At 72.5% G+C, this 23,962-nt stretch carries 24 protein-coding genes and 1 pseudogene; 18 read left to right on the forward strand and 7 right to left on the reverse strand.

What is annotated here, in order from left to right:
• Positions 1-31: 31 nt before the first annotated feature.
• The gene (truA, locus tag OG524_RS22085; protein WP_405389124.1) at positions 32-886 is read left to right on the forward strand and encodes a tRNA pseudouridine(38-40) synthase TruA; all 855 of its coding nucleotides are present in this window, start codon (positions 32-34) and stop codon (positions 884-886) included.
• Here the strand turns inward: truA and OG524_RS22090 are convergent.
• Complete coding sequence (locus OG524_RS22090) at positions 855-2,744, reverse strand: hypothetical protein (protein WP_405389123.1); 1,890 nt, start codon at positions 2,742-2,744, stop codon at positions 855-857. The two genes, truA and OG524_RS22090, sit on opposite strands and share 32 nt — an antisense overlap.
• A 53-nt stretch (positions 2,745-2,797) precedes the next feature.
• Positions 2,798-3,649 (reverse strand): hypothetical protein, encoded by an 852-nt coding sequence (locus OG524_RS22095; protein WP_405811558.1) that lies wholly within the window; start codon positions 3,647-3,649, stop codon positions 2,798-2,800.
• Positions 3,650-3,716: 67 nt separating this feature from the next.
• On the opposite strand from OG524_RS22095, the gene OG524_RS22100 reads away from it, so the two are divergent.
• The 4 genes from OG524_RS22100 to glmM all read left to right on the forward strand — a co-directional run bounded on the left by OG524_RS22100 (position 3,717) and on the right by glmM (position 8,161).
• On the forward strand, positions 3,717-5,336 hold the full coding sequence (locus OG524_RS22100; RefSeq protein WP_405389121.1) for an ABC-F family ATP-binding cassette domain-containing protein: 1,620 nt from the start codon (positions 3,717-3,719) through the stop codon (positions 5,334-5,336).
• Between the two features lie 226 nt (positions 5,337-5,562).
• Entirely contained in the window at positions 5,563-6,006 is a 444-nt protein-coding gene (rplM, locus tag OG524_RS22105; protein ID WP_384494181.1) for a 50S ribosomal protein L13, read from the forward strand.
• A gap of 45 nt (positions 6,007-6,051) precedes the next feature.
• Complete coding sequence (gene rpsI, locus OG524_RS22110) at positions 6,052-6,588, forward strand: 30S ribosomal protein S9 (protein WP_405389120.1); 537 nt, start codon at positions 6,052-6,054, stop codon at positions 6,586-6,588.
• 214 nt (positions 6,589-6,802) lie between these two features.
• On the forward strand, positions 6,803-8,161 hold the full coding sequence (gene glmM, locus OG524_RS22115; protein WP_405389119.1) for a phosphoglucosamine mutase: 1,359 nt from the start codon (positions 6,803-6,805) through the stop codon (positions 8,159-8,161).
• A gap of 40 nt (positions 8,162-8,201) precedes the next feature.
• Here the strand turns inward: glmM and OG524_RS22120 are convergent, their stop codons facing one another.
• Both OG524_RS22120 and coaA read right to left on the reverse strand, forming a co-directional pair.
• Positions 8,202-9,164: a DUF389 domain-containing protein gene (locus tag OG524_RS22120; RefSeq protein WP_405389118.1), complete on the reverse strand. Its 963-nt coding sequence runs from the start codon at positions 9,162-9,164 to the stop codon at positions 8,202-8,204.
• Between the two features lie 17 nt (positions 9,165-9,181).
• Positions 9,182-10,174, reverse strand: coding sequence for a type I pantothenate kinase (coaA, locus tag OG524_RS22125; protein ID WP_405389116.1), 993 nt, complete (start codon positions 10,172-10,174; stop codon positions 9,182-9,184).
• 74 nt (positions 10,175-10,248) lie between these two features.
• Between coaA and OG524_RS22130 the strand changes: the two are divergent.
• Positions 10,249-10,359, forward strand: a pseudogene (locus OG524_RS22130) (VapC toxin family PIN domain ribonuclease); the annotation flags it as partial.
• A 50-nt stretch (positions 10,360-10,409) separates the two neighbouring features.
• Here OG524_RS22130 and OG524_RS22135 read toward each other — a convergent pair.
• The gene (locus OG524_RS22135) at positions 10,410-11,999 is read right to left on the reverse strand and encodes a M16 family metallopeptidase (RefSeq protein WP_405811559.1); all 1,590 of its coding nucleotides are present in this window, start codon (positions 11,997-11,999) and stop codon (positions 10,410-10,412) included.
• Positions 12,000-12,004: 5 nt separating this feature from the next.
• Complete coding sequence (locus OG524_RS22140) at positions 12,005-12,952, reverse strand: hypothetical protein (protein ID WP_405811560.1); 948 nt, start codon at positions 12,950-12,952, stop codon at positions 12,005-12,007.
• Between the two features lie 210 nt (positions 12,953-13,162).
• Here OG524_RS22140 and glmS point away from each other — a divergent pair, with 210 nt between their 5' ends.
• From glmS to OG524_RS22180, 8 genes are all read left to right on the forward strand, one after another.
• Positions 13,163-15,010 (forward strand): glutamine--fructose-6-phosphate transaminase (isomerizing), encoded by a 1,848-nt coding sequence (glmS, locus tag OG524_RS22145; RefSeq protein WP_405389113.1) that lies wholly within the window; start codon positions 13,163-13,165, stop codon positions 15,008-15,010.
• A 17-nt stretch (positions 15,011-15,027) separates the two neighbouring features.
• Complete coding sequence (locus OG524_RS22150; RefSeq protein ID WP_405393129.1) at positions 15,028-15,396, forward strand: holo-ACP synthase; 369 nt, start codon at positions 15,028-15,030, stop codon at positions 15,394-15,396.
• Between the two features lie 4 nt (positions 15,397-15,400).
• The gene (locus OG524_RS22155; RefSeq protein ID WP_405389112.1) at positions 15,401-16,846 is read left to right on the forward strand and encodes an NAD(P)H-hydrate dehydratase; all 1,446 of its coding nucleotides are present in this window, start codon (positions 15,401-15,403) and stop codon (positions 16,844-16,846) included.
• A 45-nt stretch (positions 16,847-16,891) separates the two neighbouring features.
• Positions 16,892-17,278, forward strand: a complete 387-nt coding sequence (locus OG524_RS22160) for a DUF488 domain-containing protein (protein ID WP_405389111.1) — start codon at positions 16,892-16,894, stop codon at positions 17,276-17,278.
• A 62-nt stretch (positions 17,279-17,340) separates the two neighbouring features.
• A complete protein-coding gene (alr, locus tag OG524_RS22165; RefSeq protein WP_405389110.1) occupies positions 17,341-18,495 on the forward strand; it encodes an alanine racemase in 1,155 nt (384 codons plus the stop codon).
• A 42-nt stretch (positions 18,496-18,537) separates the two neighbouring features.
• A complete protein-coding gene (locus OG524_RS22170; protein WP_405811561.1) occupies positions 18,538-19,749 on the forward strand; it encodes an alpha/beta fold hydrolase in 1,212 nt (403 codons plus the stop codon).
• 18 nt (positions 19,750-19,767) lie between these two features.
• Complete coding sequence (gene tsaE / locus OG524_RS22175; RefSeq protein WP_405389108.1) at positions 19,768-20,301, forward strand: tRNA (adenosine(37)-N6)-threonylcarbamoyltransferase complex ATPase subunit type 1 TsaE; 534 nt, start codon at positions 19,768-19,770, stop codon at positions 20,299-20,301.
• A 127-nt stretch (positions 20,302-20,428) separates the two neighbouring features.
• A complete protein-coding gene (locus tag OG524_RS22180; RefSeq protein ID WP_405389107.1) occupies positions 20,429-20,626 on the forward strand; it encodes a hypothetical protein in 198 nt (65 codons plus the stop codon).
• A 57-nt stretch (positions 20,627-20,683) separates the two neighbouring features.
• Here the strand turns inward: OG524_RS22180 and OG524_RS22185 are convergent, their stop codons facing one another.
• The gene (locus OG524_RS22185; RefSeq protein ID WP_405811562.1) at positions 20,684-21,244 is read right to left on the reverse strand and encodes a hypothetical protein; all 561 of its coding nucleotides are present in this window, start codon (positions 21,242-21,244) and stop codon (positions 20,684-20,686) included.
• A 155-nt stretch (positions 21,245-21,399) separates the two neighbouring features.
• Between OG524_RS22185 and tsaB the strand changes: the two genes are divergently transcribed.
• Genes tsaB through OG524_RS22205 form a run of 4 tightly spaced genes read left to right on the forward strand, consistent with a single transcriptional unit; the run spans position 21,400 to position 23,914 of the window.
• The gene (gene tsaB, locus OG524_RS22190) at positions 21,400-22,059 is read left to right on the forward strand and encodes a tRNA (adenosine(37)-N6)-threonylcarbamoyltransferase complex dimerization subunit type 1 TsaB (protein ID WP_405389105.1); all 660 of its coding nucleotides are present in this window, start codon (positions 21,400-21,402) and stop codon (positions 22,057-22,059) included.
• On the forward strand, positions 22,056-22,544 hold the full coding sequence (gene rimI, locus OG524_RS22195) for a ribosomal protein S18-alanine N-acetyltransferase (protein WP_405811563.1): 489 nt from the start codon (positions 22,056-22,058) through the stop codon (positions 22,542-22,544). The genes tsaB and rimI overlap by 4 nt, the downstream gene beginning before the upstream one ends.
• A 3-nt stretch (positions 22,545-22,547) precedes the next feature.
• Positions 22,548-23,648: a tRNA (adenosine(37)-N6)-threonylcarbamoyltransferase complex transferase subunit TsaD gene (gene tsaD / locus OG524_RS22200; protein ID WP_405811564.1), complete on the forward strand. Its 1,101-nt coding sequence runs from the start codon at positions 22,548-22,550 to the stop codon at positions 23,646-23,648.
• Complete coding sequence (locus OG524_RS22205; RefSeq protein ID WP_405811565.1) at positions 23,645-23,914, forward strand: hypothetical protein; 270 nt, start codon at positions 23,645-23,647, stop codon at positions 23,912-23,914. Before tsaD ends, OG524_RS22205 begins: the two co-directional genes overlap by 4 nt.
• Positions 23,915-23,962 lie beyond the last annotated feature (48 nt).

Genomic DNA, 23,962 nt, shown 5'->3' on the forward strand with positions numbered 1-23,962 from the left:
CGGGCCCGTTCTGTTTTGAGAGGATGCGCTGGTGAGTGACGAAGCAGAGCCCGGATTCGTACGGGTACGGCTGGACCTTTCGTACGACGGGAAGGACTTCTCGGGCTGGGCGAAGCAGACCGGCAGGCGCACCGTGCAGGGGGAGATCGAGGACGCGCTGCGGACCGTGACGCGGTCCTCGGTGACGTACGGCCTGACGGTCGCCGGGCGTACCGACGCCGGGGTGCACGCGCGGGGGCAGGTGGCGCACGTCGACCTGCCGGCCGAGGTGTGGGCCGAGCACGAGGAGAAGCTGCTGCGGCGGATGGCCGGGCGGCTGCCGCTGGACGTACGGATCTGGCGGGCGGCCGAGGCGCCGGCGGGGTTCAACGCCCGCTTCTCCGCGCTGTGGCGCCGCTACGCGTACCGCGTGGGGGACCGTCCGGGCGGGGTGGACCCGCTGGTCCGGGGCCATGTGCTGTGGCACGACCGGCCGTTGGACGTGGACGCGATGAACGAGGCGGCCGCGCCGATGGTCGGCGAGCACGACTTCGCGGCGTACTGCAAGAAGCGTGAGGGCGCCACGACCATCCGTACGCTGCAGAAGCTGCACTGGGTACGGGACGAGGACTCCGGGGTCCTGACGGCGACCGTGCAGGCCGACGCCTTCTGCCACAACATGGTGCGGGCCCTGATCGGCGCGGCGTTGTTCGTCGGGGACGGCCGCCGTCCGTCGCCGTGGCCCGCCGAGGTGCTGGCGGCGAAGGTGCGGGACCCCGCGGTGCACGTGGTGCGTCCGCACGGGCTGACGCTGGAGGAAGTGGCGTACCCGGCCGACGGGTTGCTGGCGGCCAGGGCCGAAGAGGCCCGGAACGTCAGGACGTTGCCGGGGGCGGGCTGCTGCTGACCGGCCGGCGGCGCACCGCACGGCGCAGCCCGGCCGCGAAGTACAGGGCGAGGAGGCTCGACACGGTGGAGCGGAACCAGCCGATGTCGGGGGTCCACCAGGCGTAGACCGCCGACGTGGTGAACAGCAGGAGGCCCAGGACGCGCAGGACCCACCAGCGGACCGGGTGGGGTTCGGCCGGTGCGGGGGCCCCGGGGTGGACGCCGTCCTTCGTGGTCATGGTGTCGCGCATGCCCGCCAGGAACCCCCGCCGGGCCAGCACCCGGGCGCCCGGGAGGGCCGCGAGGACCTCCCGGGCGCCGCCGTACCCGGGGGGCAGGGGCGGGAGGCCCAGGGCGGCGACGAGCTCGCCCTGGTGGCGGGCCGGGTCACCGGCGGCACGCAGCACGTGGGCCAGGGGGCGGGGGTCGGGCAGGCCGTAGGTCCGGGCCAGGGCCGCGGCCGTGGCGGTCGCCTCCGCGTGGTCGGCGGCCGGGGCGGCCGTCTCCCAGGTGTGGGAGGCCACCTTCTTCCCCCGGTGCAGGAGGACGAATCCGCTGCGCTCCGGGGTGCGGTGCAGGACCAGGGCCGGCCAGTCCTCGCCGGTCGTGAAGTTGTCCGCCGCCGAGGTGAGCGGGTCCTCGGGGAGCAGGGCGGCGCGTCTGCCGCGTACCGGGTCCGGGACGATCTCGACGTAGGTGTGACCGCTGCCCGCCGGGGCGGTCCGCAGGCTGTGGCCGCAGATCAGCGCGGCCTGGGCGACCTCGGTGGGACCGGTGGCGGCGATGGCGACCGACCGGGGCGCCTGCTCCTGCTCCCAGACCGGGGCGTCGCCCGCCGGAGGCTTCGGGGACGGGCCGAAGAAGGGGACCTTCATGGCCAGCTCGACCCGGGTGTCGGAGCGGGCCTCCAGGAATTCACCGCGGGCGTCGCCGAGGTAGGTCCACGGGTACGTGGTGGCGTGGACGCCGATCGAGCGGAAGGCGGTGAGCGCCTCCTCGAAGCGGTTCATCGACCACAGGACCATGGCCAGGTGGTTGCGGAAGCCGGCCGCCTCCCGGTCGCCCGGCGCATAGCAGTCGGAGAGCGCCTGGGCCCGGGTCACGGCCGCTTCGGCGCGGGCGGTGTACGGGTCGGCGCCGGGCCCCTCGTCGTCGGAGATCAGGTACTCCACGACGGCCTGGAGCGGCAGGGCGTGCAGCTTGGAGCCGGGCGGCGCCGCGTCGGCCGCCCCCTCGGCGAAGGCGAACATCTCCTCGTGCGAGCCGTACCACTTCCCGCAGAGGTACTGGAGCGCCTGGACATGGCAGCCCTCGTGGTGCGGATCGCGGTCGTTCGCCTCGGCCAGATAGGAGTCGAAGATCTCACGCGGGGCCTGGATGCCCCGGGCCTGGGTCAGCGCGATGCGCCAGGGCACCGGGTCGCCGGGATTGAGCTCGGCCGCCGCGGAGATGACCGGCACGGCGTCCAGCAGCACGGCGTGGAACGCCTGGAACTGGTCGTGCTCGACATGCCGGGCGCGGGCCCCGGTACGGATCTGCCAGGCCTGGTAGACGTACTGGTCGGCCTTGACCAGCACGGCGTCGGGATCCTCCGGCGACTCCTCCAGCCAGCTGTCCAGCCAGCCCGGGTGGTGCAGCGAGGCGCGGGCCAGCCTGGAGACGCAGGCGTCCCTGCGCTCCCACTGGGCGTGTTCACGGGTCGCGGCGAGCAGCTCTGCCGCCGGGGCGTGGTCACCGGCCGCGGCGGCGGTGAGCGCAGCCCGCAGCGAGGGATCGGGGGCGTCGAGGACCACGGCCTCGTCGGGCGGCAGGTCGGCACCTATCGCATCACTGTGGCGCAGCACGCGCGGGATCGTGAACAGGGCGGTGAGACGCACGGCGGCGGTCCTCGGGGCAGGGGAGGGGACGGGGCTGGTGCGTGGGGGGCCGGTCAGGTGGTGGGGGCCGCGGCGGCGGCCGACGCCTGGACCTCACCGCGGTGGCGGATCTGACGGAACGTGAAGTCGGTCAGGTCGTCGCCGACCGCGAACACGGCCTTGTCCGCCTTGGTGACGTTCTTGCCGCTGGTGAAGCCGCCGACGGTGAAGTAGGCGTAGCGGCCGTAGGAGTTGGCGGTGCGCCGGCAGACGGAGCCGCCCCGGCAGAAGGTGGGGACGCCCGCACCGTCGAGGGAGGCGATGCCGCCGGCCGCCTGCTGCGCTGCCTTCTTCGCCTCGGCCTCGGTGCCGAACACGGCGAGGCCGACGGTCACCGCGACGCCGTCCTTCCTGTACGTGGCACGGATGACCTGGTCGCAGCCGTTGCCGGTGAGGACGGAGCCGAGGGCGCCCTGGGTGGTCGCCGCGCAGCTCGTGGTCTGATTCGTCGCACCCTTCGCGTACACGCGGTCGCCCATCGTGAGCTTCTTGCCCGGGAAGAAGGAGTCGACGGTGACCGGGGCCTTGTCCTTCCCGGCGTCGGCTATGTAGTCCTTCGGGTCCGGCGGAGGCGGCGGGGCGACCGACGAGAAGGAGGGCTGCGGCACGGACGACTCCGACGGCAGGTCGGCGGGTCCGGGCAGCTCGCTCGCGTTCGTGCCGGACCCCGGTTTCCCGCCGCCTCCGGTCGTGATGACGGCCGTGGCCACGATCGCGGCGACGGCCGCCGTGGCCACGGCGCCGCCACCGATCATCAGCCACTTCTTGCGCCGGCCGCGTGCCGCGGACGCTTCTGCCAGCGCCGCCCAGTCCGGAGTCCCGCTGTCTCCCGGCCCCCAGGAGGGCCCCCCTTGCCCAAAGCTCATGCGGCGAATCCTAGAGCCTGTGCAAACCGGTTGGGCCAGGGGTTCGCGAGCCGTGACAATGCTCGGTATGGGACATCTCGAAGCAGGCCATCTGGAGTACTACCTACCTGACGGGCGGGTGCTGCTCGGCGATGCCTCGTTCCGGGTGGCCGACGGGTCCGTCGTCGCCCTCGTCGGGGCGAACGGAGCGGGCAAGACGACGCTCCTGAGACTGCTCTCCGGGGACCTCCAGCCGCACGGCGGCTCGGTCTCGGTGAGCGGTGGACTGGGGGTGATGGCCCAGTTCGTCGGTTCCGTACGGGACGAGCGGACCGTGCGTGACCTGCTGGTTTCCGTGGCCCAGCCGCGCATCAAGGAGGCGGCGAAGGCCGTCGACGCGGCCGAGGAGCGGATCCTCACCGTGGACGACGAGGCCGCGCAGATGGCGTACGCGCAGGCGCTCAGCGACTGGGCGGAGGTACGGGGGTACGAGGCCGAGACGCTGTGGGACATCTGCACCACGGCCGCGCTCGGCATCCCGTACGAGAAGGCCCAGTGGCGCGAGGTGCGCACCCTCAGCGGCGGCGAGCAGAAGCGGCTGGTCCTGGAGGCGCTGCTGCGCGGCCCGGACGAGGTGCTGCTGCTGGACGAGCCGGACAACTATCTGGACGTTCCCGGCAAGCGGTGGCTGGAGGAGAGGCTCAAGGAGACCCGGAAGACGGTGCTCTTCGTCTCCCACGACCGGGAGCTGCTGTCGCGGGCCGCCGAGAAGATCGTGAGCGTGGAGCCCGGCCCGGCCGGCTCGGACGTCTGGGTGCACGGCGCCGGATTCGCCACGTACCACCAGGCGCGCAAGGAGCGGTTCGCGCGCTTCGAGGAGCTCCTGCGGCGCTGGGAGGAGGAGCACGCCCGGCTGAAGGCGCTCGTCCTGCGGATGCGGCAGCAGGCGGCGAACAGTCCCGACATGGCGAACCGCTACCACGCGATGCAGACCCGCTTCAAGAAGTTCGAGGACGCGGGCCCGCCGCCGGAGCCGCCGCGCGAGCAGGACATCAAGATGCGGCTGCGCGGCGGACGGACCGGGGTGCGGGCGGTGACCTGCAAGAACCTGGAGCTGACCGGCCTGATGAAGCCGTTCGACCTGGAGATCTACTACGGGGAGCGGGTCGCGGTCCTGGGGTCCAACGGATCGGGGAAGTCGCACTTCCTGCGGCTGCTGGCCGGGGACACGGTGGCGCACACCGGGGAGTGGAAGCTCGGGGCGCGGGTCGTGCCGGGGCACTTCGCGCAGACGCACGCCCACCCGGAACTGCAGGGCAGGACGCTCGTCGAGATCCTGTGGGCGGAGCACGCCAGGGACCGGGGCGGGGCCATGTCCGTACTGCGCCGGTACGAGATGGAGCGGCAGGGCGACCAGGCCTTCGAGCGGCTGTCCGGCGGGCAGCAGGCACGGTTCCAGATCCTGCTGCTGGAGCTGGCCGGCACCACCGCGCTGCTGCTCGACGAGCCGACGGACAACCTGGACCTGGAGTCGGCCGAAGCCCTCCAGGACGGGCTGGAGACGTACGACGGGACGGTGATGGCCGTCACGCACGACCGCTGGTTCGCGAAGTCCTTCGACCGCTATCTGGTCTTCGGCTCGGACGGGGTCGTGCGGGAGTCCACGGAGCCCGTCTGGGACGAGCGGCGGGTCGAGCGGGTGCGGTAGGGGCGGCGCGTTTTGACCCGTCCGGGGCGGGGCGGGTAGTGTCGAGGTTTGTTATACGTATTGGCTTCGTCGTTCTCACGCGAAGGGCCCTTACGTAGGTTCCCTGGAGCAGTTACCAGTGGCTCGCATACGGGCAGCGTCCCCGGCATTGTGAGCCCCAGCTGCATATCGCTTCAGAGGTGCCGTGTGTCTGGACCCCATCCACTGAAGAAGCGAAGGCTACGAAGTGCGTACGTACAGCCCCAAGCCCGGCGATGTCACTCGCCAGTGGCACATCATCGACGCCGAGGACATCGTCCTGGGCCGTCTGGCCACCACGGCTGCGAACCTCCTCCGAGGCAAGCACAAGGCGATCTACGCCCCCCACATGGACATGGGCGACTTCGTCATCATCATCAACGCCGGGAAGGTTCACCTCTCCGGCAACAAGAAGACCCAGAAGATGGCGTACCGCCACTCCGGTTTCCCGGGCGGTCTCCGCTCCGTGCGTTACGACGAGCTGCTCTCCAAGAACCCGGAGAAGGCCGTCGAGAAGGCCATCAAGGGCATGATTCCCAAGAACACCCTGGGTCGCCAGATGATCTCGAAGCTGAAGGTCTACGCGGGTGACCAGCACCCGCACGCTGCGCAGCAGCCGGTCCCGTTCGAGATCACCCAGGTCGCGCAGTAGTTCCGGCCTCCCCCCTAAGACGTAAAGAAAGATCTGAGGAGAATCGTGGCCGAGACCACTGTTGAGACGACCGCTGACGACGCAGCGGGCACCGAGGGCGAAGAGACCTTCGCCGAGGTGACCACCTTCGAGTCGGAGGTCCCCGTCGAGGGTGAGTACACCTCCGAGTCGCTCGCGGGCCGCTTCGGCGACCCGCAGCCCGCGGCCGGCCTCGGCCGTCGCAAGAACGCCATCGCCCGCGTCCGGATCGTTCCGGGCACCGGCAAGTGGAAGATCAACGGTCGCACCCTTGAGGACTACTTCCCCAACAAGGTGCACCAGCAGGAAGTCAACGAGCCCTTCAAGGTGCTCGAGCTCGACGGCCGCTACGACGTCATCGCCCGCATCTCGGGTGGCGGCGTCTCCGGTCAGGCCGGCGCCCTGCGCCTCGGCGTGGCCCGCTCGCTGAACGAGGCGGACGTGGACAACAACCGCGCCACGCTGAAGAAGGCCGGCTTCCTCTGCCGTGACGACCGTGCGGTCGAGCGCAAGAAGGCCGGTCTCAAGAAGGCCCGTAAGGCCCCGCAGTACAGCAAGCGCTAAATCTCGCCTGCTCGTCTGCTTTACACGTTCGCCCCGGCGGCACACCTCGTGCTGCTGGGGCGTTCGTTTATCGGCCCTACCGGGCGTATAACGGCTTAAGACGTTTATAGGGCTGGCGGCCTCGACCGCACTTCACTTTTCTGTGTCTTGCCTTGCTATGCCCTGATTTGATTGCTTTGGTTTTGTGGTTTCGGAGCACCTTCGGAGGACACCAGTGGGACGACTCTTCGGCACGGACGGCGTGCGCGGTGTCGCCAACGCGGACTTGACGGCCGAGCTCGCGCTCGGGCTCTCGGTCGCCGCGGCGCACGTACTGGCCGAGGCGGGCACCTTCGAGGGGCATCGAGCGACGGCAGTGGTGGGCCGCGACCCCCGCGCGTCCGGAGAGTTCCTGGAGGCGGCCGTCGTGGCGGGCCTGGCCAGTGCGGGCGTGGACGTCCTGCGGGTCGGCGTGCTGCCGACCCCCGCCGTGGCGTATCTCACCGGCGCGCTCGGCGCCGACATCGGTGTCATGCTCTCCGCCAGCCACAACGCCATGCCGGACAACGGCGTCAAGTTCTTCGCCCGTGGCGGCCACAAGCTCGCCGACGAGCTGGAGGACCGCATCGAGACGGTCTACGAGCAGCACCGCACGGGCGAGCCCTGGGCCCGTCCGACCGGCGGCGGCGTGGGCCGGGTCACCGACTACACGGAGGGCTTCGACCGTTACGTCGCCCACCTCATCGGCGTCCTCCCGAACCGGCTCGACGGGCTGAAGGTCGTCCTCGACGAGGCGCACGGCGCGGCCGCCCGCGTCTCGCCCGAGGCGTTCACCCGCGCCGGGGCCGAGGTCGTCACGATCGGCGCCGAGCCGGACGGCCTCAACATCAACGACGGCTGCGGCTCCACCCACCTGGGACTGCTGCGGGCCGCCGTCGTCGAGCACGGAGCCGACCTCGGCATCGCGCACGACGGCGACGCCGACCGCTGCCTGGCCGTGGACGCCACCGGCGAGGAGATCGACGGCGACCAGATCCTGGCCGTCCTCGCCCTCGCCATGCGCGAGGCCGGGCAGCTGCGCAAGGACACCGTCGTCGGCACGGTCATGTCGAACCTCGGCTTCAAGATGGCGATGGAGCGGGAGGGCATCCAGCTCGTCCAGACCGCCGTCGGCGACCGCTACGTCCTGGAGGCGATGAAGGCCGAGGGCTTCGCGCTGGGCGGCGAGCAGTCCGGCCACGTCATCGTCCTGGACCACGCCACGACCGGCGACGGCACGCTGACCGGCCTGATGCTGGCGGCCCGGGTCGCCGCCACCGGCCGCACGCTCGCCGACCTGGCCGGTGTGATGCAGCGTCTCCCGCAGGTGCTCATCAACGTCCCCGACGTCGACAAGTCCCGGGTGGACACCTCGCCCGAGCTGGCCGCCGCGGTCGGCGAGGCCGAGCGCGAGCTGGGTGACACCGGACGCGTCCTGCTGCGCAGGTCGGGCACTGAGCCGCTCGTACGGGTCATGGTCGAGGCCGCCGACATCGAGCAGGCGCGCGCGGTGGCCGGCCGGCTGGCCGACGTCGTGAAGTCCGCGCTGGGCTGACAGCCCTCCAGCCGGTGCGGGGCCCCAACCGGTGCCGCCCTCAGCCGACGCGGGACGGGCCCTCCTTCACCGCCGGGTCCGCCCGCCGCTGCGCGGCCCACAGCGCCTTCTGGAGCAGCAGCGTCAGCGTCCCCGCGACGACGATCCCACCCAGGTTGGCCAGCAGTTGCGCCGAGGAGCCCCAGGTCTGCTGGAGGTCCTGGTAGCTGAAGGCGACGGCGGCGTTGGCGGCGGCGGGGACGGTGGTCACCGAGATCGCCACGCCGATCAGCGCACCGGACTTCGCCGACGTCAGCGAGAGCGTCCCGGCGATGCCGGCCAGGAGCGCCACCACGAACGACATCCAGTCCGGGTGCCAGATGAATCCCGTGTTGGGCCGGTCCGCCGTGACCATGCCCTCGTTGAACAGCCCGAAGGCGTCCATCAGCCAGGCGAACCCGGCCGTCAGCACCATCGCCACCGCGAACCCGCCGATCAGCGCCCACAGCGACCGCCCGACCAGCCGCGGCGCGCGCTGCACGAGCGCGGTCGAGATCCCGGCCAGCGGGCCGAACTCCGGGCCCACCGCCATCGCGCCCACGATCAGGATCGCGTTGTCGAGCATCACCCCGCAGGCGGCCAGCATCGTCGCCACGGAGAGGAACGCCACATACGTGACGCTGAACGTGGACTCCTCGTGGGTGACTTCGGTCAGCTCCTCCCACAGCACCGCGTCCGCGCCCTCGCCGGGAGCGTCCTCCTCCGCCTTGTCGGCGTGCGCGGACAGGACGAGGTCCGTGTTCTCGACGGTGATCGAACCGGACTTGTCGATGCCGAGTTCCCGCAGCGCGCCGATCAGTTCGTCGCCCGCCTCGCGCGCGACGTCGCACAGGACCACATCACCCGCCGGGCTGCGGGCTGCGCCGCTGAGCACCGCGAGATGCGCGGTGCCTATCGTGTGCTCCAGCAGCTTCAGTACCTCCTCGGTGCGGTCGGCGGGCACGATGAGGCGCAGATGCAGCACGGTGCACCCTTTCGGAGTCAGAGTTTGCGCAACGACAGACGCTGGACCTTGTGGTCGGGCCCTTTGCGCAGCACCAGAGTGGCACGGCCGCGTGTCGGTGCCACGTTCTCCAGGAGATTGGGCTTGTTGATGGTCCGCCACATGGTGCGCGCGTAGTCCAGCGCCTCTTCCTCGGACACCTGGGTGTACTTGCGGAAGTACGAGAACGGGTTCTGGAACGCCGTCTCGCGCAGCCGGCGGAAGCGGTTCAGGTACCAGGTCTCGATGTCCTCGGGGCGCGCGTCCACGTACACACTGAAGTCGAAGTAGTCCGCGAGCCCCACCCTCGTCCGGCCGTCCTGGCCGGGCAGCGCGGGCTGCAGCACGTTCAGGCCCTCGACGATGAGGATGTCCGGGCGGCGTACGGTGAGCCGCTCGCCCGGCACGATGTCGTAGATCAGGTGCGAGTAGACGGGCGCCGTCACCTCGTCCTTGCCGGCCTTGATGTCCGCGACGAACCGGGTCAGGGCCCGCCGGTCGTACGACTCCGGGAAGCCCTTGCGCGACATCAGCCCGCGCGCCTGGAGCTCCTTCATCGGCAGCAGGAACCCGTCGGTCGTCACCAGCTCCACCCGGGGGTGCTCGGGCCAGCGCGCCAGGAGGGCCTGCAGGATGCGGGCGCTGGTGGACTTGCCGACGGCGACACTGCCCGCGACCCCTATGACGAACGGCGTCCCGCGCTGCTCCCCGTGCCCGTTGCCCGCGTCCCCGAGAAAGGTGTTCAGCGCCCCGCGCAGACCGGAGGTGGCCTGGACGTACAGGTTGAGCAGCCGGGACAGCGGCAGATAGACGTCCCGCACCTCGTCGAGGTCGATGACATCACCGAGCCCGCGAAGCTTCTCGACCTCCTCGGCCGTCAGCGGCAGGGGCGTCCTGTCACGCAGCGCGCTCCATTCCGCCCGGGTCAGGTCGACGTAGGGCGTCGGCGCGTGCTCGGTACGGCGGGGGCTCCGTGCGGGCGAAGTGATCACGTACTCATTGTTACGGGAGTTCGAACGGAGTGGGGGGTGGGGTCGATCACGTGGGGAGGGGGCCGACGGCCCCGATCGCCGCGACGGCTGCTCACCACGGCCTCGCCGTCCTCCACGACGGAGCCGACCACCGCACCGTTGCACGGCACACGCCCGACCTGAAGGAACACCGCATCCGCGACGTGGACCGATCCGCTGCCCCGCTGCCGTCCGGTGACGGCAGCGGGGACCACCCTCACCGGCCCGCCGGCCCCCGCCGCCGTGCCGTCAGCCCCCGGACCGCCGTCCTGACGCGGGACAGCGCCGTCCGCCGGGTGGCGCCGCCCCTGTCCGGGTGCGGGATGTGGTCCGGGTCGCGGGGTGGCATGCGGACGACCGCCGAAGGTGGCACCGCCGCGTCGATGACCGCCGTGCGGTCCGGGGTGAGGCCCCTGTAGAGCGTGGGCTCCACGCGGAGCTGGAAGCCGTCGAGGCCCGTGAGCTGCCGTCCGCCGTCCGGGTGGACGAGCAGGGCCGCGCAGGCGTCGTAGCGGACGGTGACCTGGCCGGACGAGGTCTCCAGGGTCACCGCGTCGGGGGACACGGTCAGCAGCGCCGAGGCGTCCTCCAGGGAGCGGTGCCGGCTGCCCTGGCCCGCCGGGGTGTCCGTGGACCACTGCGGTGCCTCCGTGAAGCCCGCCCAGTCCGCGCCCCGGCCGGGGACCTGGAGCAGTGCCGTGGAGTGCAGCTCGACGGCGACCTCGCGCAGGTCGTCCAGGGTGACGGCGGCGAGCTCGGCCCGGTGCTCGTCGGGGGTGAGGTTGCGGTGCCCGGTCAGCAGGTTCAGGGCGTACGAAGGCAGCCGGGCGGCCCCGAGATCCGGGGTGTCGTACTGCTTGAGGACCTTGGCACGGGCCGAGTCGAGCTCGGACTGCTCGACGGTGCCGGCCCGCAGCCGGGCCAGGGTGTCGACGAGGCCGCCGACGACCGCGTCCTGCTTCTTCGGGAGCGCGTCGGCGACGGCCGTGATCGTCGCGAAGCCGTTGTCGCGAGGGCTGTAGTCGGCGTCGGCCACGTACGAGTAGCCGCCCTTCTGGCGCAGGTCCGTGTAGAGCGCCCGGCTGAGCACCTCGGTGAAGAGCGAGGCGGCGGTGGAGCGCCGGACGATGCCGTCCAGGACGACACCGCCGCTGTCCCCGCCGATGTAGGCCGGGGTGACGGGCAGCGCGGACGTCGGCGCGGGCAGCGGGTGCCGGGTGCCCCGGGGGAGGGCGAGGCCGAGGCCCTCGGGGACGGTGTCCGAGGTGATCCACAGGACCGCGTTGTCGCGGGTGAAGCGGGTCCGCGCCCAGTCGCGCACGGCCTCGGCCGTCAGATGCCAGGTGCCGTGTTCGCTGTAGCTGCTGAGGCCGTAGCCCTGGGCTCCGTAACGCCACAGCGGCAGCTGGTGGTGGGGGCCGCGGCTGCGGCCCGCCGCCTCGGTGCGCAGGATCTCGCGTTCGGTCTCCAGCCGTTCCAGCGGCAGGTCGCTCAGGGCCGCGCAGACACCGTTGAGGTACGCCGTGACCTCCTCGGGTGTGCCCGTGGCGTGGAAGTGGGTGTACGTGACGGCGGTGGCGCCGTTGAAGTGCAGGTCGGACAGGCCGTGGCGGTGCAGGGCGAGGTGCTCGACGAGGTGGGTGATGCCCGTCGTGGCGAGCGTCTCGTCGGCGACACCGACCCGGAAGAGGAGCCCGGCGCCGACCGGTCCGGGCGACGCGACGAGCACCGTACGGATGCCGTCGACCTCGGTCTCACGGATGCCGGCTTCCGCGGCGTCGGCGCGCACGGGTGTTTCCTGGGACATCGAGCTCAGCCCTTCGCCAGTGCGGTCTTGCGGTGCTTGAGGAACTGGACCTCTTTGTCGCCCACGTGGTTCCAGGGCGACTCGGTGGCCCTGTTGCCGAGGGTGCGGAAGAACGGCGCGGCCTCGCGGTGGTGACCGCCCAGGCTCAGCGCCCCGGCGAACTCGTTGTGGTCGGTGATCCACTGGAATCCCGGCCGGTAGTCCGGATGCCGCACGGACCGGGCGGCGGCGGCCAGGATCTCGTCGCGGACCCCGGGCGACCGCAGGTAGGTGCTGCGGCCCTCGTCGGCGTCCTCCAGCCAGCGCTCCAGGTGTACCGCGGCGATCAGCCGGCCCGCGTGGCTGCCGGGAGGCGCCGACTCCAGGCAGGCGCGCGCGAAGCCGAACGCCTCCTCCCAGCTGCCGCCCCACTTGGGGCACAGCTTCTGGAGCATCGAGGACTGCGCGGAGATGTGGTGCGGGTGGTGCTCGGCCAGCCGGTCGTAGCGCCGCCGCACCTCGCTCTGCCCGAGCTGGAGCCCTCGTGCGGTGGTCAGCCGGGCCGCCCACGCCGGTGCGTACGCCGGGTGCTCGGCGCACACGTCGATGAGGAGCTGCTCCGCGCGCCGCAGCCACGCGTGGAACTGCTGGAACTGATCGCGGGAGACGTGCTCGGCCGTGTACGAGCTGCGGATGCCCCAGCCGGTGGTGACGTACTGCCGCGCGACCAGCGTGCGGGCGAGCGCGGACCGCGGGTGCCGCGCCGCCGCCTGTTCCAGGAACCTTGTGGTGGAGCTGATCGAGTCGACGACACCGGCGGCGACCGCGCGGTCGTCCTCGTCGTCGAGGAAGTCGAAGTAGTCCTCGACCGTCCCCCAGTCGCCGGCGAACAGGGCGGCACGCAGGTCGGCGAGGGAGGGGATGCTGACGCACAGATTGAATTCCGCGCGAATCGGAGGTGCGGACGAAGACATGACGATCCTCGGAGCGGACGCGACCGTTGCCGCACGGACTCGGAGACCGAGGACGCGTGGGCACGCAGACGGGTGGCGGGCGGCGGTGAGGGGGGAGCCGCAGGTTAGCAGCCTGTGCTGACAGGGCGACAGGCACTTTTCGGCGGCCCGTGGAACCCCGACACACGCCGGACCCCGGGCAGTGGCAGGCAGGGGCCTTATGGTGCCGATATGTGCGGAATCGTGGGTTACGTCGGTGGGCAGTCGGCGCAGGATGTCGTCGTCGCGGGACTGAAGCGGCTGGAGTACCGGGGGTACGACTCCGCGGGGGTCGCCGTCCTCGCGGACGGCGGGCTGGCCGGGGCGAAGAAGGCCGGGAAACTCCTCAACCTGGAGAAGGAGCTCAAGGACCGGCCGCTGCCCGCCGGGAACACCGGTGTCGGGCACACCCGTTGGGCCACGCACGGGGGCCCGACCGACGCCAACGCGCACCCGCACCTCGACAACGCGGGCCGCGTCGCCGTCGTCCACAACGGGATCATCGAGAACTTCGCCGCCCTTCGCGAGGAACTCGCCGGACGCGGCCACGAGCTGTCCTCCGAGACCGACACCGAGGTCGTCGCCCACCTGCTGGCGGAGGCGTACTCCTCGGCCGGTGACCTCGCCGAGGCCATGCGCCAGGTGTGCCGGCAGCTGCGCGGCGCGTTCACCCTGGTCGCCGTGCACGCCGACGAACCCGACACGGTCGTCGGGGCCCGGCGGAACTCGCCGCTGGTGGTGGGTGTCGGCGAGGGGGAGATGTTCCTGGCCTCCGACGTGGCCGCGTTCATCGCCCACACCCGGGACGCGATCGAGCTGGGCCAGGACCAGGTGGTGGAGCTGCGCAGGGACGGGGCCACCGTCACCGGTTTCGACGGCCGGCCCGCCGACGTACGCGAATACCACGTGGACTGGGACGCCTCCGCCGCGGAGAAGGGCGGCTACGCCTCCTTCATGCTCAAGGAGATCGCCGACCAGCCGAAGGCCGTCGCCGACACCCTCCTCGGCCGGATCGACGCCTCCGGCGCGCTCCACCTCGACGAGGTCCGGATCCCGCCGAGCGAGCTCAGGGAGGTCGACAAGGTCGTCATCATCGCCTGCGGGACCGCGTTCCACGCCGGGATGATCGCCAAGTACGCCATCGAGCACGTCACCCGGCTGCCCTGCGAGACGGAACTCGCCAGCGAGTTCCGCTACCGCGACCCGATCCTGGACCGGCACACCCTCGTCGTCGCGATCTCCCAGTCCGGCGAGACCATGGACACCCTGATGGCCCTGCGGCACGCCCGCGAACAGGGCGCGAAGGTCCTCGCCATCTGCAACACGAACGGCTCGACGATCCCGAGGGAGTCCGACGCCGTCCTCTACACCCACGCCGGGCCGGAGGTCGCCGTCGCCTCCACCAAGGCGTTCCTGACCCAGCTCGTCGCCTGCTACCTCGTCGCGCTCTACCTCGGACAGATCCGCGGCACCAAGTGGGGCGACGAGATCCGCACCGTCGTCCGCCAGCTCTCCGAGATCCCCCGCCAGGTCGAACAGGTCCTCGGGACCATGGAGCCCGTGCGCGCCCTCGCCCGCTCGCTCGCCGACCGGGACACCGTCCTGTTCGTCGGCCGGCACGTCGGCTACCCGGTCGCCCTGGAAGGCGCGTTGAAGCTCAAGGAGCTCGCGTACATGCACGCCGAGGGCTTCGCCGCGGGCGAGCTCAAGCACGGGCCGATCGCGCTCATCGACGAAGGGCTGCCGGTCGTCGTGATCGTTCCGTCCCCGCGCGGCCGCTCCGTGCTCCACGACAAGATCGTGTCGAACATCCAGGAGATCAGGGCCCGCGGCGCCCGTACCGTCGTCATCGCCGAGGAGGGCGACGAGGCGGTCGTCCCGTACGCCGACCACCTCATCCGGATCCCCGCTACGCCTACGCTGCTTCAGCCGCTGGTCGCCACCGTGCCGTTGCAGGTCTTCGCCTGCGAACTGGCGACGGCCCGCGGCAACGAGGTGGACCAGCCGCGCAACCTGGCGAAGTCCGTGACCGTGGAGTAGTGGATGAGGGTGAGTACGTGATCATCGGGGTCGGGATCGACGTGGCGGAGATCGAACGATTCGGCGCGGCACTGCAGCGGACACCGCAGATGGCGGACCGCCTCTTCCTGGAGAGGGAACTGCTGCTGCCCAGCGGGGAGCGGCGCGGGATCGCCTCCCTCGCCGCCCGGTTCGCCGCCAAGGAGGCGCTGGCCAAGGCACTCGGCGCCCCGGGCGGGCTGCTCTGGACGGACGCCGAGGTGTGCGTCGAGGAGAGCGGGCAGCCCCGGCTGGAGGTCCGCGGCACGGTCGCGGCCCGCGCCGCCGAGCTGGGCGTGAAGGGCTGGCACGTGTCGCTCAGCCACGACGCGGGGGTGGCGTCGGCCGTGGTGATCGCGGAGGGTTGACCGTATGCGACAGGCATACAGCGTTTCGACCGTACGGGCCGCCGAGCAGGCGCTGATGGCACGACTGCCGGAGGGCGCCCTCATGCAGCGCGCCGCCGCCGGCCTGGCGGTGGCCTGCGGCGACCTGCTCCGGCGCAACGGCCGGGTGTACGGGTCCCGCGTCCTCCTCCTCGTCGGCAGCGGCGACAACGGCGGCGACACGCTGTACGCCGGAGCCCGGCTGGCCCGCCGCGGGGCGGGCGTACGGGCCCTGCTGACCTCCCCGGACAAGGTCCACCCGGGCGGACTGGCGGCTCTGCTCGCGGCCGGCGGCCAGGTCCTGGGCACCCCCGACGGCCTCAGCCCCGTCGACCTCGTCGTCGACGGCATCACCGGGATCGGCGGCCGGGGCGGCCTGCGCCCCGACGCCGAGGCACTGGTGCGCGCCGTCACGACGGGCCACGCACCCGTGCTGGCCGTGGACCTGCCCAGCGGGGTCGAGGCGGACACCGGGCAGGTGCTCGGCGCCGCCGTACGCGCGGACGCCACCGTCACCTTCGGCACGTACAAACCCGGCCTCCTCGTCGACCCGGCCGCCGCCCGGGCGGGCGCGCTGCGCCTGGTCGACATCGGCCTGGGACCCGAACTGCCCGAACCCCCCGACCTGGAGGCCCTCCAGTACGCCGACGTCGCCGCCCTCCTGCCCGTGCCGGGCGCGGAGAGCGACAAGTACCGGCGCGGGGTGGTCGGCGTGGCCGCCGGCTCGGAGCGGTACCCGGGCGCCGCTGTCCTCGCGGTCGCCGGCGCGCTGCGCGGCGGCGCCGGAGCCGTGCGCTACACCGGCCCCGGCGCGGACGCGGTGATCGCCCGCCACCCGGAGACCCTCGTGCACGCGGGGCCGCCGTCGAAGGCCGGACGGGTGCAGGCCTGGGTGGTCGGGCCGGGCCTCGGCGACTCCTCGGCGGCGGCGGGCGCGGTGTCCGACGTACTGGCCTCGGACGTGCCCGTGCTGGTCGACGCGGACGGGCTGCGGCTGATGGACGCCGGGGCCGTACGCGCGCGCACCGCCGCCACCGTGCTCACCCCGCACGCCGGGGAGGCCGCCGCGCTGCTCGGAGTCCCGCGGGAGGAGGTCGAGGCCGGGCGGCTCGCCGCCGTACGCGAACTGGCCGCGCGCTACGACGCGACGGTGCTGCTCAAGGGGTCGACGACGCTGGTCGCGGAGGCCGGGGACGCGCCGGTCCGGGTCAACCCGACGGGCACGTCCTGGCTGGCCACGGCAGGCAGCGGCGACGTGCTCTCCGGACTGACCGGCTCACTCCTCGCCGCCGGACTGGCCCCGCGCGACGCGGCCTCCGTGGGCGCCTACCTGCACGGGCTCGCGGCCCGCCGCGCGTCCGACGGCGCGCCCGTCGCCGCGCAGGACGTCGCCGACGCGATCCCCGCGGCCTGGCGGGACGTGCGGGCCTGATCCACGCCGACAGGACCAGGACGGCAGCCGGAAGGGTGATCGGACGTGGACAGCAGCGACGCCGTACGCGTACGCAGGGTGTACGACCCGCCGGAGGAGGACGACGGCACACGCGTCCTCGTCGACCGGCTCTGGCCGCGCGGGGTCTCCAGGGAGCACGCCGCCGTCGACGTGTGGGCCAAGGACGCCACACCGTCGGACGAGCTCCGCTCCTGGTACCACCAGGACCGCTCCGGGAAGCGGTACGACGACTTCGTCGACCGCTACCGCACCGAGCTCCGCGACCCGGCCCACGAGCAGGCCGTCGCCGAACTCCTCGGCCTGCTGCGCCAGGGCGGCCCCGTCACCCTGGTCACGGCCGTGAAGGACGTCGCGGCCAGTCATGTCCCGGTCCTCGTCGAGCACCTGGAACACGCCCTCGGGCACGGCTGACGCCTCACCGCGCCCGGGAGGTCGAGGGCACCGGCGCACGGCTCTGAGACACTGGACGCGATATGAACGAGACAGCGTCCCTGAGAGCCCGTGCCGAGATCGACCTCGCCGCGCTGCGCGCCAACGTGCGCGTACTGCGTGCGCGGGCGTCCGGCGCGCAGCTCATGGCCGTGGTGAAGTCCGACGCGTACGGGCACGGGGCGCTGCCCTGCGCCAGGGCCGCGCTGGAGGCGGGCGCGACCTGGCTGGGCACCGCGACCCCGCAGGAGGCGCTCGCCCTGCGCGCCGCCGGGATCGGCGGACGGGTGATGTGCTGGCTGTGGACGCCCGGCGGGCCCTGGCGCGAGGCGATCGAGGCCGACATCGACGTGTCGGTGAGCGGCATGTGGGCGCTCGGCGAGGTCGCCGCCGCCGCCACCGAGGCCGGCGTCCCGGCCCGGGTGCAGCTCAAGGCCGACACGGGCCTCGGGCGCAACGGCTGCCAGCCCGCCGACTGGCCGGAGCTCGTCTCCGCCGCCCGGACCGCCGAGGCCGCGGGCATCCTGCGCGTCACCGGCCTCTGGTCGCACCTCGCCTGCGCCGACGAGCCCGGCCACCCGTCGATCGCCGCCCAACTGGGCGTGTTCCACGACATGGTGGCGTACGCGGAGAAGGAGGGCGTCGAGCCGGAGGTGCGGCACATCGCGAACTCCCCGGCGCTGCTCACGGTGCCGGAGTCCCACTTCGACCTCGTCCGCACCGGGATCGCCATGTACGGCCTCTCGCCGGCACCCGAGCTGGGCACCCCGGCCGACTTCGGCCTGCGCCCCGTGATGACGCTCGCCGCCTCGGTGGCACTGGTCAAGCAGGTGCCGCCGGGCCATGGCATCAGCTACGGCCACCACTACACGACCTCCGCCGAGACGACCCTGGCCCTGGTGCCGGTCGGCTACGCGGACGGCATCCCGCGCCACGCGTCGGGCCGTGGCCCCGTGCTCCTCGCCGGCCGGCGACGGACGGTCGCGGGCCGCGTCGCGATGGACCAGTTCGTGGTCGACCTCGGGGGCGACACCCCCGGACCGGGCGACGAGGCCGTGCTGTTCGGGCCGGGGGACCGGGGCGAACCGAGCGCCGAGGACTGGGCGGAGGCGGCCGGCACGATCGCGTACGAGATCGTCACGCGCATCGGCGGACGCGTACCCCGCGTCCATCTGCACGAGGCCCCCGACCGGGGCTGACGACCTGACGACCGCGACGACAACGGTGAGGAGCACGGCACGGTGAGCGAGACCAGCGCGGGGGACGTGGCGGCGACGGCGGTCGTCGTCGCGGCGGCCGGCTGGCGGCGGGCGGGTATCGCCGGCGCGGCGATAGGCGTCATCGCCGCGGGCGCGGCTGCCGGTGTCGCCGTCGAGCGGCTCACGGTGGGCCGCGGCATGCGCAAGAAGGCCCGGCTCGCGCTGGACGCCTCCGGCCCGTACGGCTCCCTGCGCGGGATCCCGGGCCGCGCCGTCGCCGACGACGGGACCGAGCTGTACTACGAGGTCGACGAGGTCGAGGACACCGGCACGGGCCGCTCCGGCATGAAGCCCGGAGCCAGTTCGTCGCGCCGGCGCAGGCTCTTCGGCCGCAAGGCGCCCGGACCCGTCACCGTCGTCTTCAGCCACGGCTACTGCCTCGGCCAGGACTCCTGGCACTTCCAGCGGGCGGCCCTGCGCGGCCTGGTCCGTACCGTCCACTGGGACCAGCGCAGCCACGGCCGCTCCGAGCGGGGCAGGGCGCAGGCCGAGGGTGTCCCGGTCGGTATCGACCAGCTCGGCCGCGACCTGAAGGCGGTCATCGACGCGGCGGCCCCCGAAGGCCCGCTGGTGCTCGTCGGGCACTCGATGGGCGGCATGACGATGATGGCGCTCGCCGACCGCTACCCGGAGCTGATCCGTGACCGGGTGGCCGCGGTCGCGTTCGTCGGCACGTCGAGCGGGAAGCTCGGCGAGGTGAACTTCGGCCTGCCCGTGGCGGGGGTGAACGCCGTGCGCCGCGTGCTGCCCGGTGTGCTGAAGGCGCTCGGGTCCCAGGCGGAGCTGGTGGAGCGCGGCAGGCGGGCTACGGCCGACCTGTTCGCGGGGCTGATCAAGCGGTACTCGTTCGGATCGCGGGACGTGGACCCGGCGGTGTCCCGCTTCGCGGAGCGGCTCATCGAGGCCACCCCGATCGACGTGGTCGCCGAGTTCTACCCGGCGTTCACCGAGCACGACAAGAGCGGGGCGCTGCCCGCCTTCCGTGATCTCCCGGTGCTGATCCTGGCCGGTGACAAGGACCTGGTGACGCCCAGCTCGCACAGCGAGGCCATCGCGGACCAGCTCCCCGACGCGGAGCTGGTCATCGTGCCGGACGCCGGGCACCTGGTGATGCTGGAGCACCCGGAGACGGTCACCGACCGGCTCGCGGACCTGCTGGTACGGATCGGAGCGGTTCCGGCCGAGGTGTCCTGATCCTCTAACGTTGCCCGCATGGAAGCAGCGCAGAACGGCCCTGCGGCCGGCACCGCCGTACCGGGCACCGTCACCCTGGACCTCGCCGTCGAGTCCCCCGAACAGATGCGGGACCTCGGCCGCCTCATCGCCGGTGTGCTGGTCCCCGGCGACCTGGTGATGCTCTCCGGGGAGCTCGGCGCGGGCAAGACCACTCTGACCCGCGGGCTCGGCGAGGGCCTCGGCGTACGGGGCGCCGTCACCTCACCCACCTTCGTGATCGCCCGCGTCCACCCGTCGCTGGGCACGGGCCCCGCCCTGGTCCACGTCGACGCGTACCGCCTGGGCGGCGGGCTCGACGAGATGGAGGACCTGGACCTCGACGTGTCGCTGCCGGAGTCGGTGGTCGTCGTGGAGTGGGGCGACGGGAAGGTCGAGGAGCTGTCGGAGGACCGGCTGCGCGTACTGATCCACCGCGCGGTCGGCGACACGGACGACGAGCGCCGCACCGTGACCCTGATGGGCATCGGGACACGGTGGAGCGGGCTGCGGGAGGACCTGGCGAGGGCCTGACACCGGGTGCTTTCCGACAAGTCGTCGGTAAAATGTTGCGCCCGGGGTGTCGGCCGTGGTCACATGGACGGGAGATCTGGTTAGGTCTGCCTAACCACGTCTCTCGCCGAAGCCCGAGGAGGCATGCATGCCGACACCCGAGCGCGAAGTGCAGCCGCAGTCGCCGCAGACGGATCCGCCGCCGGTGTCCGCGGTGTCGATGAAGGACCTGCTGGCCTCCTGCGTCGCGGCGACGGCGGTCTCGACGCCGCCCCGGGAGGCGCGCGAGGACGCGGAGGACTCCGCCGAGGACGACGGTCACAGCCAGGCGCGCGACGCGGCCTGATGGGGGTCACAGGGTTGTTCCGTGCCCCGGCTCAGGCAGTCGCGACCGGGGACGCCGCTACGGGACGACGACGATCTTGGCGCCGACCGTCGCGAAGGTCCACAGCGCGTTGCCGTCGGCGCGCTTCATCCGCACGCCACCGGTCTTCATCGTGGGGTCGGGGCTCTCCATGGAGCCGTCCTGCGCGGCACTGAAGCCCACGGACACGTCGTCGACGTTCGCGAAACGCACCACGTGTTCGATCAGTACGCCGTCCGAGCCCTTGATGGTGCCCGAGCGCGAGGTCACCTTGTAGACGCCGGGCAGCGGGCTCACGGAGCTCGGCATGACGGCGAACGTCCGGAGCGACTTCTCCTCGCCGTCCACGATCCACACCCGACGGTCCTTCAGCGCGTACACGACGCGTGCCCCGGAGTCGGAGTCCGCCGGGACCGCGAGCGGTTCCTTCGGGGCGGCGGGCTTCTCGCTGGGCTTCGCCGACGCGCTGCCGGAGGCCTCGGCCGAGGGGGCGGCCACCGATTCCGGCGCGTTCGCCGACGCCTGGTAGGCGAGGAAACAGACCGCGGCCACCGCCGCGGCGGTGAGCGCGGTCACGATTCCCGAGCTGCCCCTTGCCACCGTGAACTCCCTTGTCGCGCGCCTGCCGTCGCATGTCGTACAAGCATTTACGTCGTACACGTGTGTACCCGGGCGACGGTACCAGCAGCGGAAGGGCAGACCGGGACGCCGTACGGGCTGCCATGACCGGGGCGGCGGAGCCGTAGGCTGTTTGTGTGCTCCTGCTCGCCGTGGATACCGCCACCCCCGCCGTCACCGTCGCCCTCCACGACGGGACCTCCGTCGTCGCCGAGACCGGCCAGGTCGACGCCCGAAGGCACGGGGAGCTCCTGCTGCCCGCCGTCGACCGGGTCCTCGCCGAGGCCGGGGTGAAGCTCGACGCCGTGACCGGTGTGGTCGTCGGGGTCGGCCCCGGCCCCTACACCGGGCTGCGCGTCGGTCTGGTCACCGCGGCGACGTTCGGCTCCGTCCTCTCCGTACCCGTGCACGGGCTGTGCACCCTCGACGGCCTCGCGTACGCCGCACGGCGGGGCGGCCTCGAAGGCCCGTTCGCCGTCGCGACGGACGCGCGCCGCAAGGAGGTCTACTGGGCGCGCTACGAGGACGGCCGCACGAGCGGCGAACCCGCTGTCGACCGGCCCGCCGACATCGCCGGACAGCTCGCCGGACTGCCCGTGGTCGGCGCGGGCGCCCTGCTCTACCCCGACGCCTTCCCGGACGCCCGCACGCCGGAACACGTCTCCGCCGCCGCCCTCGCCGCCCTCGCCGCCGAACGCCTGGCCGCCGGGGAGGAGCTGCTGTCCCCGCAGCCGCTCTACCTGCGCAGGCCCGACGCCCAGGTGCCGAAGAACTACAAGGTGGTCACCCCCAAGTGACGACCGCGACCGCAGTGCTCCGCGAGATGCGCTGGTGGGACATCGACCCGGTGCTGGAGCTGGAGCAGGAGCTGTTCCCCGAGGACGCCTGGTCGGCCGGTATGTTCTGGTCCGAGCTGGTGCGCTCCCGCGGCCCCCGGGCCACCCATCGCTACGTCGTCGCCGAGGACCCCGCCGACGGACGGATCGTCGGCTACGCGGGCCTCGCCTCGGCCGGCGACCTCGCCGACGTCCAGACGATCGGCGTCAGCCGCGGCCAGTGGGGCGGCGGCCTCGGCTCCGAACTCCTGACCGACCTGCTCAGACACGCCACGGCCTTCGAGTGCACCGCGGTGCTCCTGGAGGTCCGGGTCGACAACACCCGCGCGCAGAAGCTCTACGAACGCTTCGGCTTCGAACCCATCGGCTTCCGCCGGGGCTATTACCAGCCGGGGAACATCGACGCACTCGTCATGCGGCTGACCGTACAAGGAACAGAGACCTGACTGATGGCTGACGAACCGCTCGTACTCGGCATCGAGACCTCCTGCGACGAGACCGGCGTGGGCATCGTGCGCGGCACGACGCTGCTCGCCGACGCCGTCGCGTCCAGCGTCGACACGCACGCCCGCTTCGGCGGCGTCGTGCCGGAGATCGCCTCCCGGGCCCATCTGGAGTCGATGGTCCCCACCATCGAGCGCGCCCTGGAGGAGGCCGGGATCAGCGCCCGCGACCTCGACGGCATCGCGGTCACCGCCGGCCCCGGGCTCGCCGGGGCACTGCTCGTCGGCGTGTCGGCGGCGAAGGCGTACGCGTACGCGCTGGACAAGCCGCTGTACGGGGTGAACCACCTCGCCTCGCACATCTGCGTCGACCAGCTGGAACACGGCCCGCTGCCCGAGCCGACGATGGCGCTGCTGGTCAGCGGCGGGCACTCCTCGCTGCTGCTGGCCCCGGACATCACCAGCGACGTACGCCCGCTGGGCGCCACGATCGACGACGCGGCGGGCGAGGCCTTCGACAAGATCGCCCGGGTGCTGCAGCTCGGCTTCCCCGGCGGCCCGGTCATCGACCGGCTGGCGAAGGAGGGCGACCCGAAGGCGATCGCGTTCCCGCGAGGGCTGAGCGGCTCGCGCGACCCGGCGTACGACTTCTCCTTCTCCGGGCTCAAGACGTCCGTGGCGCGCTGGATCGAGGCGAAGCGGGCGGCCGGCGAGGAGGTGCCCGTACGGGACGTCGCCGCGTCCTTCCAGGAGGCCGTCGTGGACGTGCTGACCCGCAAGGCCGTGCGGGCCTGCAAGGACGAGGGCGTCGACCACCTGATGATCGGCGGCGGTGTGGCGGCCAACACGCGGCTGCGCGCCCTGGCCCAGGAGCGGTGCGAGCGGGCCGGGATCCGGCTGCGGGTCCCCAGGCCCGGACTGTGCACGGACAACGGGGCGATGGTCGCCGCGCTCGGCGCGGAGATGGTCGCCCGCAACCGCCCGGCCTCGGACTGGGAGCTCTCCGCGGACTCCTCGCTGCCGGTCACCGAACCACACGTGCCGGGGGCGCACAGCCACACCCACGACCACGTGCACGAGGTCAGCAAGGACAACCTCTACTCATGACCGTCGCCCTGATGTGGGAGGCCCGTGCCACCGGGGGACGGGGCGCCGAGCTCCTGGGGTGGGCCCGGGCCAGGGCGGCCGAGCTGGCCCCGGAGCCGCTGCGCAGCGAGCTGCTGCGCGCCCCGCAGGACCGGGTGCTCGTCCTCACCTGGTGGGAGGCCGGCTACGACGACGAGCTGCCCGAGCTGCCCGAACCGGACCCCGGGCTGATCACCCGCCCGGTGCACCGCTGGCGCTTCGAGTCGCTGGGTCCGGCGGACGGCTGAGACCTAACCGGCGGACGGACGCACTCCGCTCGCGCGGAGACGGTGTGT

This window comes from Streptomyces sp. NBC_01520 (assembly GCF_045040375.1).
Lineage (GTDB): Bacteria > Actinomycetota > Actinomycetes > Streptomycetales > Streptomycetaceae > Streptomyces.

Excerpts from the sequence above, each read along its gene's own strand:
- OG524_RS22095 (WP_405811558.1), bottom strand. The coding sequence starts at position 3,649 with ATGAGCTTTGGGCAAGGGGGGCCCTCCTGGGGGCCGGGAGACAGCGGG.
- OG524_RS22100 (WP_405389121.1), top strand. The coding sequence starts at position 3,717 with ATGGGACATCTCGAAGCAGGCCATCTGGAGTACTACCTACCTGACGGG.
- OG524_RS22135 (WP_405811559.1), bottom strand. The coding sequence starts at position 11,999 with ATGTCCCAGGAAACACCCGTGCGCGCCGACGCCGCGGAAGCCGGCATC.
- OG524_RS22140 (WP_405811560.1), bottom strand. The coding sequence starts at position 12,952 with ATGTCTTCGTCCGCACCTCCGATTCGCGCGGAATTCAATCTGTGCGTC.
- glmS (WP_405389113.1), top strand. The coding sequence starts at position 13,163 with ATGTGCGGAATCGTGGGTTACGTCGGTGGGCAGTCGGCGCAGGATGTC.
- OG524_RS22155 (WP_405389112.1), top strand. The coding sequence starts at position 15,401 with ATGCGACAGGCATACAGCGTTTCGACCGTACGGGCCGCCGAGCAGGCG.
- alr (WP_405389110.1), top strand. The coding sequence starts at position 17,341 with ATGAACGAGACAGCGTCCCTGAGAGCCCGTGCCGAGATCGACCTCGCC.
- tsaE (WP_405389108.1), top strand. The coding sequence starts at position 19,768 with ATGGAAGCAGCGCAGAACGGCCCTGCGGCCGGCACCGCCGTACCGGGC.
- OG524_RS22180 (WP_405389107.1), top strand. The coding sequence starts at position 20,429 with ATGCCGACACCCGAGCGCGAAGTGCAGCCGCAGTCGCCGCAGACGGAT.
- tsaD (WP_405811564.1), top strand. The coding sequence starts at position 22,548 with ATGGCTGACGAACCGCTCGTACTCGGCATCGAGACCTCCTGCGACGAG.
- OG524_RS22205 (WP_405811565.1), top strand. The coding sequence starts at position 23,645 with ATGACCGTCGCCCTGATGTGGGAGGCCCGTGCCACCGGGGGACGGGGC.